Annotated in this window: 7 protein-coding genes; 3 read left to right on the top strand and 4 right to left on the bottom strand. The window is 73.1% G+C overall.

Annotated elements, in window-relative coordinates; genetic code table 11:
• Nucleotides 1-165 precede the first annotated feature (165 nt).
• Complete coding sequence (locus V9U70_RS06775; protein ID WP_336673556.1) at nt 166-687, bottom strand: EF-hand domain-containing protein; 522 nt, start codon at nt 685-687, stop codon at nt 166-168.
• Between the two features lie 81 nt (nt 688-768).
• A complete protein-coding gene (locus V9U70_RS06770) occupies nt 769-1,143 on the bottom strand; it encodes an STAS domain-containing protein (protein WP_336673555.1) in 375 nt (124 codons plus the stop codon).
• Between the two features lie 367 nt (nt 1,144-1,510).
• Here V9U70_RS06770 and V9U70_RS06765 point away from each other — a divergent pair, with 367 nt between their 5' ends.
• Together V9U70_RS06765 and V9U70_RS06760 are read left to right on the top strand one after the other, a co-directional pair.
• Nucleotides 1,511-2,104, top strand: coding sequence for an RNA polymerase sigma factor (locus tag V9U70_RS06765; protein WP_336673554.1), 594 nt, complete (start codon nt 1,511-1,513; stop codon nt 2,102-2,104).
• Nucleotides 2,101-3,444, top strand: coding sequence for a zf-HC2 domain-containing protein (locus V9U70_RS06760; RefSeq protein WP_336673553.1), 1,344 nt, complete (start codon nt 2,101-2,103; stop codon nt 3,442-3,444). Before V9U70_RS06765 ends, V9U70_RS06760 begins: the two co-directional genes overlap by 4 nt.
• A 33-nt stretch (nt 3,445-3,477) precedes the next feature.
• On the opposite strand, the gene purU is transcribed toward V9U70_RS06760, so the two are convergent.
• Nucleotides 3,478-4,371 carry a formyltetrahydrofolate deformylase gene (gene purU / locus V9U70_RS06755; RefSeq protein ID WP_336673552.1) on the bottom strand — a complete coding sequence of 298 codons (894 nt, stop codon included), beginning with the start codon at nt 4,369-4,371 and terminating at the stop codon, nt 3,478-3,480.
• Nucleotides 4,372-4,399: 28 nt separating this feature from the next.
• Entirely contained in the window at nt 4,400-4,846 is a 447-nt protein-coding gene (locus V9U70_RS06750) for an SCO4402 family protein (RefSeq protein WP_336673635.1), read from the bottom strand.
• Nucleotides 4,847-5,020: 174 nt separating this feature from the next.
• On the opposite strand from V9U70_RS06750, the gene V9U70_RS06745 reads away from it, so the two are divergent.
• Nucleotides 5,021-6,292: an ABC transporter substrate-binding protein gene (locus V9U70_RS06745; RefSeq protein WP_336673551.1), complete on the top strand. Its 1,272-nt coding sequence runs from the start codon at nt 5,021-5,023 to the stop codon at nt 6,290-6,292.
• Nucleotides 6,293-6,409 lie beyond the last annotated feature (117 nt).

Below are 6,409 nucleotides of genomic sequence, written 5' to 3'. Positions count from 1 at the left end.
CCGGGCGCGCGTCGCCGTGTGCGGGAGGGTCGGCCGCGCGGAGCCCTCGCGGCGGGCGGGGCGGAACCGTTCGCGCGGGCGGGCGTGTTGCCCGGCCGTTTCGGCGGCGCGCCCCCCTCGGCCCGGCCCACCGGGCCACCGCGCTCCTCGCGGTCCCGGCGCCTCCTACGCGTCCGGCTCGATCACCGTGAAGTACGCGGCGAACGCGGCCATCACATCGTTCTCCGCGATCTGCCCGTCCCGGTCCGTGTCCAGGCTCTGGGCCGCGACGCCCGCGACGTCGGTTTCCGCTCCGAGAACCCGGAGCGCCCGCTCCACCGCGGCCACCGACGCCCGGCCGCCGTTCTCGCTGTCCGCGACCGCGATGGCCGCCCGGAGGAACGGCCGGGCGATCTCCGCGAAACGCTCCGGGTTGTCCCGCAGCCGCTTCACCGCCCCGCCGACGAACTCCCCCCGGGTGACCCGCTGGTCCCCGTCCACGTCCGCGATCCCGGCCATGCCCTGCCAGAACGCCTCGGCCCCGGTGTAGAGGGCCTGGCCCTTGTCGCAGCGGGCCGTCGTCCCGAACTCCGTGAGCAGGCGGGCGGCTGCGGCATTGAAATCGGCGCGATCGATGTAGCCGTTGCCGTCCTGGTCGAAGGCGGCGAAGCGGTGCGCGATCTTTCGCTCGTACTCTGCGCTGTCCATGCGGGGAGCGTACGACGCCCGGAGCGTTCACGTGTCACCGAGGACTGCTTCCGGTGTGACGTCCTCGTTTCTCGCCTCGCGTCAGACGCTCAGCGGCCTGCTCTGCTCGTCGATCGCGGACAGCGCGTCCGGATACACGTCGAAGAGGCGGCGCACGCCGAGCGCGCCGAGCACTTTGTTGACGTGCGAGCCGTCTTCCGCGCCCCGGGCAGGGAGGATCAGCCGGAGCCGGCCGCCGCAGGACTTCATCAGCCGCCGCGAGGCGATCAGCACGCCGACACCGCTGGAGTCGCAGAAGAAGACGTCGGAGAGATCGAGCACCACGTCGTGCTGCCCCTCGGCGACGGCCTCGTGGACGGACTGACGGACGACGGGTGACGTGACCAGATCGAGTTCACCCCGTATCCGGAGCACGGTCCAGGCGCCCTGCTCCGTCTCGTCCACTTTCAGCGTCACGCGACTGGACCTCTCGTTCCGAGGCTCCCGGCAATCCGGAAGTTTCCGTTCCTTCTCGCGGCTGCCCCACCGCTCCCCCATGAAACACCGACGCGGCCGCGAGGCGCAGGAGGTTTCCGTAGGAAATGATCACTTCGGCCCGTTTGCCGCTCCCCCGGGCGGTGAAGAAGGACGTTGCGGACGGGGAAGGGGGGGAAGAACGGCGAAGAAGCATCCGCGGCGGACATGCACTACCGTCTACGGCCACGCTGGGCGGAGACGGAGTTGAGGCAAAGGCGCGTACGCCGTCCGCCGCCGGACTACATTCGGTCCCCACGGGCAGAGGCTGCGGCACGGAGCTGGGCACGGGACCGGAGCTGGGGGTTGCATGGTGAAGGACACACCGCCCCGCTGGGACCGCAGGATGCAGCAGAGGCTGGCACGCGGCGAGGCGGCGGCGCTCGGCGAGCTCTACGACCGGTTCGCCTCGCTCGTCCACAGCCAGGCGCACCGCATGCTCGACGACGAGGACGCCGCGGACCTGGTGACCCGCGAGGTCTTCGTCCAGATATGGGAGGACCCGGAGGCCTACGACCCCCAGCAGGGCTCGATGCGCTCCTGGGTGGCCCGGCTCGCGCACCGCCAGTCCGTGCGCCGGCTGCGCGGGGAGGCGGCCTCCTCCTACGAGGCGGAGCACGGCGAAGGGGCCGTCCCCGACCCCGAGGAGGTGGAACGGCGGGTGCGCAGCGCCACGGCGGCCGCCCGCGCCGACTACATCGTCTCCTCGATGCCCGCCCCGCTGCGGCGGGCCCTGGAGCTGGCGTACACCCAGCGCCGCGACTACCGGCAGGCCGCCGCCGATCTCGGGGTCACGGAGGACGAGGCCCGCCGCCGCCTCCGGCTGGGGCTCCAGCTGCTCTCCACCGCGAACGCCGACCCGCTCGAAGGGGCCGCACCGCCCGGTTACGGGCGGGCCCGGTGACCGGCGGCGGGCGCGCGAGCGACGGGCCCGACGACGGGGTGCGGGACGCGCGCCGCATACCGGGCCCGCGCGGCGCGGCGGACGACCTGGACCCCCGGTCCACGCCGGCGCCGTCGCCCCCGCCGCCCGGCGGAGCACCACCGGACACACCCGTGCCCGCACAGTCGGAGCCGGACGAGGCGGTGGCGGTGCCGGGCGCCCCCGTGCGGGACGAGGGCGCGGCGGAGGGCCCCGTGCCCGTTCTCTCGCACCGGGTCCTGAAGGCCCTCCTCGGGGCCTGGGCGCTGGCCGCCTGCTCGGGGGAGGAGACCGCCGCCGTGGAGGACCACCTCACCGAGTGCGCCCCGTGCGCGGAGGAGGCTCTGCGGCTGCGGGACGCGGTGGGGCTGCTGCACACCGGCGGCTCCCTGGACCTCGATCCGACGCTGCGGAACCGGGTGCTGGACGGCTGTCTGGGCCGCCGCCCGGCCCGGATTCCGGTGCCGGGGTGGGCCGCTCCGTACGACGCGGAGACCGCCCGGCTGGACGCCCTGCTCCGCGACATCGGCGACGCCGAATGGCATGCGCCGGTGCGCCTGCGGTGGTTCGAGCAGGAGCGCGCGACCAGCCGCAGGACGACGGTCGCCGGGGTGATCGCCCATCTGACGGCGGTCGACGGGCTGCTGTCCGCCGCACTCGGCCTCGACGACCCGCTCGTCGGCGGCGAAGCGCCGCTGGACCCCGCCGAGCGCACCGAACGGTACTGGTCGGCGACGCGTCCGCCGAGCACCCGGGCCGTCCGTGAGCCCTGGCGGGACCAGAGCCACGAGCTGATCCGCACCGCGTCCTTCGCCGGGCGGAACGTCGCCGAGCTGTCCGTCTCCTACGGGCACTTCGCGCTGCCGCTCCAGGACGCGCTGCTGGACCGGTCCTTCGAGTGCTGGGTGCACGGCGGGGACATCGCCGACGCCGTCGACTATCCGTACGAGGCCCCGTCCGCCGCCCATCTGCACCGGATGATCGACCTCGCGGCCCGACTGCTCCCGGCCGCCCTGGCGGGCCGCCGCCGCACCGGGCTGGCCGGTCCGGCCCGGGAGCTGGTCACGCCCGGCGCGCCGGGCCGCTCCCTGCATCTGGAGATCGAGGGGCACGGCGGCGGCGACTGGTACATCGCGCTGGACTCCCCGGCCGCCGTCGGCTCGCCCGACCGCGCGGTGGCGCAGGTGGCGCTGGACGGGGTGGAGTTCTGCCGGCTGGCGGCGGGCCACGTGCCGCCGGTGGAAGCGGCGGCGGGCCAGGAGGGCGACCGGGAGGCCATCCGCGACGTCCTGTTCGCGGCGGCCTCACTCAGTCGGCTGTGACGGGACGCCCAGGGGCCCGGGGCGCCCCTCGGGTCAGGCGAAGACCACCGTACGGCGGCCGTTGAGCAGGATGCGCCGCTCCGCGTGCCACTTCACCGCGCGGGCCAGCGCCTGGCACTCCACGTCCCGGCCGATGGCGACCAGCTGGTCCGGCGTGACGCCGTGGCCGACCCGCTCGACCTCCTGCTCGATGATCGGACCCTCGTCGAGGTCGGCGGTGACGTAGTGCGCGGTCGCGCCGATGAGCTTCACCCCGCGCGCGTGCGCCTGGTGGTAGGGCTTGGCGCCCTTGAAGCTCGGCAGGAACGAGTGGTGGATGTTGATGATCCGGCCGCTCAGCCGCTTGCACAGGTCGTCGGAGAGCACCTGCATGTAGCGGGCGAGGACGACCAGCTCGACGTCCTCCTCGCGGACCAGCTCCAGGAGCCTCGCCTCCGCCTCCGGCTTGGTGTCCTTGGTCACCGGAAGGTGGCGGAAGGGGACGCCGTACGAGGCGACGAGCTCGGCGAAGTCCGTGTGGTTGGACACGACGGCCGCGATCTCGACCGGGAGCGCCCCGGTGCGGGAGCGGAACAGCAGGTCGTTGAGGCAGTGCCCGAACCTGCTGACCATCAGCACGACCCGCATCCGCTCCGCCGACCGGTGGATCTGCCACTCCATCCGGAAGGCCTCCCCGACCGCGGCGAAGCTGGCGCGCAGCTTGTCCACCGTCACCGTGGCGTCCGCCGAGAAGTGGACGCGCATGAAGAACAGGCCCGTGTCGTGGTCCCCGAACTGCTGGCTGTCCTCGATGTTGCAGCCGGTCATGAAGAGGAAGCTCGACACGGCGTGCACGATGCCCTGTTTGTCGGGGCAGGAGAGCGTGAGGACGTACTGCTCGGACGCGGCGGCGTCCGAGACGGCGGGGGCGGGCTGCGGCACGGTCATGCCCGTAGGGTGCCACACCCGCCCAGGGTCAGGCGGCCCTGGTCATGATGCGGATGGCGTCCAGCGAGCGCGGCGGTATGTCCGGATCGTCCGCGTCGTTGACTGCGAGCAGCACATGCGCCTCGCGCGCCGCCCGGACGGCTTCCGGCCAGCCGTGGTGCTCCAGATAGGCGGACACGGGAGCGTCGGCGCCGACCTGGTGCATGATGCGCAGCACCCCCAGGGCGGCGGCGTCCACGGCGGCGGCCTCCGCGGAGTCCCTGAAGATCGTGCCGACGTACTTCTCGGCCGACCAGTTGTCGAGCCAGGTGTCCTCGACCAGGCGGTACACGGCGTCGGTGACGTCCCCGTACCCTTCCTGGCCGGCGAGCCAGCACGTGCGGTGGAAGACGGGGTCGGAGAGCATGTGCAGCGCCGAGCGCACGTTGGCGCGCCAACGCCACCACGGCATGTCAGTGAGCGGCATGCCGCCCATGGTGGAGGAGCGACGGCCGCGACGGGAAGTGTTCTCCGAACCTTGCTGCACGGTCGTCGATCGTACGTTCCTTCACACGGCCCCCGCACGGGCCCCCGTAATTCACCTGGAGGTCACCGTGCGTTGAACACCGCACAGCGTGCCGTTACCCGGAACCCGGAAGGGTCCCTGTCCATGACCGGACGGCTGCGCCCCACCTCTCCCCGCCCCTTCCCGCGCGTGATCGGTGCAGTGGCGGCCGGGGCGCTGCTGCTGACCGGCTGCGGGATACTCCCCGGTTCGTCGGGGGGCTCCGGGGGGCCCGTGACCGTGATGACCTGGGCGCCGGACCGCTCCGCCGACATCAACGCCGTGAAGATGGCCGGCGTGCCCGCGATGGCCCGGACCTACGCCCGCTGGGTCAACGACACCGGAGGCATCGACGGGCGCGAACTGCGGGTGCTCGTGTGCGACGAGGGCGACACCGCGCTCGGCGCGGAGCGGTGCGCGCGGGAGGCCGTCAAGGAGAAGGTGGCCGCCGTCGTCGGCTCGTACAGCCGGCACGGGCAGAGCTTCATGCCCGCGCTGGAGGCGGGCGGTGTCCCGTACATCGGGGGCTACGGCGCGTCCACGGAGGAGTTCAGCAGCTATCTCTCCTACCCGGTCAACGGCGGCCAGTCGGCGCTGCTGGCCGGCCACGGCCGCCAGCTCGCGGGCAGCTGCGAACGGGTCTCGCTGGTACGCCCCGACTCGATCGGCGGCGACCGCATGCCGCAGCTCCTCAACAGCGGGCTGCTCGCCGCCGGCCGGCCGGAGGCCGCCGACATCCTGGCGCCGGAGGCCCTCACCTCCTACGACGAGCAGGCCGGGCAGGCGCTTGAGCAGTCCGACGGCAGTTGCGTGACGGCGGTGCTCGGCACCCGGACGGAGACCTTCTTCGACTCCTTCCGCCGCCTGGAGCCGGACGGCGAGCGGGTGAGGGTCTCCTCCGTGCTCGGCAGCGTCAGCCAGCCGCTCATCGACCGCACGGGCGGCCGCAAGAGCCCCTTCGAGGGAGCGTTCGTCACCGGCTGGTACCCGGACGCGGGGGACGCGCGCTGGAAGACGATGCGCCAGGTGATCCGGACGTACGCCTTCGGGGACAACCGCATCGACCCGGACGACACCGCCGTGCAGACCACGTGGATCGCCTACACGGCGCTGCGGGCGGCCGTCGCGGCGATCGACGACGACACCGTGACGCCGGGCCGGGTCATCGCCGCCCTCAACCGGGGCACCGAGGTCGACACCGGCGGTCTGACCCCGACGCTCCGCTGGCGCTTCCGGGACCTGGTGGGCACGTCCGGTCATCCACGCATCGTCAACACGAAGGTGACGTTCCAGGTGGTCCGCGAGGGCCGGCTCACCGCCCAGAAGAAGGACTTCGTGGACGTCACGGACGTCCTGACGGACCCTGCGGGCGGGTGACCGCGGCGGGCTGACGCCCCTGCGGCCCCAGGCTCCCTGCGGCCGGAGCCCCGGGGGGGGTGCCTCTATGTCTTTCGTCAAGGCGTCCGAGTTCGGTGTGGGGTGGTTCGGGGTTGT

This window comes from Streptomyces pratensis (assembly GCF_037137275.1).
Lineage (GTDB): Bacteria > Actinomycetota > Actinomycetes > Streptomycetales > Streptomycetaceae > Streptomyces > Streptomyces pratensis_B.
The sequence above is the reverse complement of the archived record's forward strand: the minus strand, read 5'-3'. Positions and strand labels throughout refer to the sequence as shown.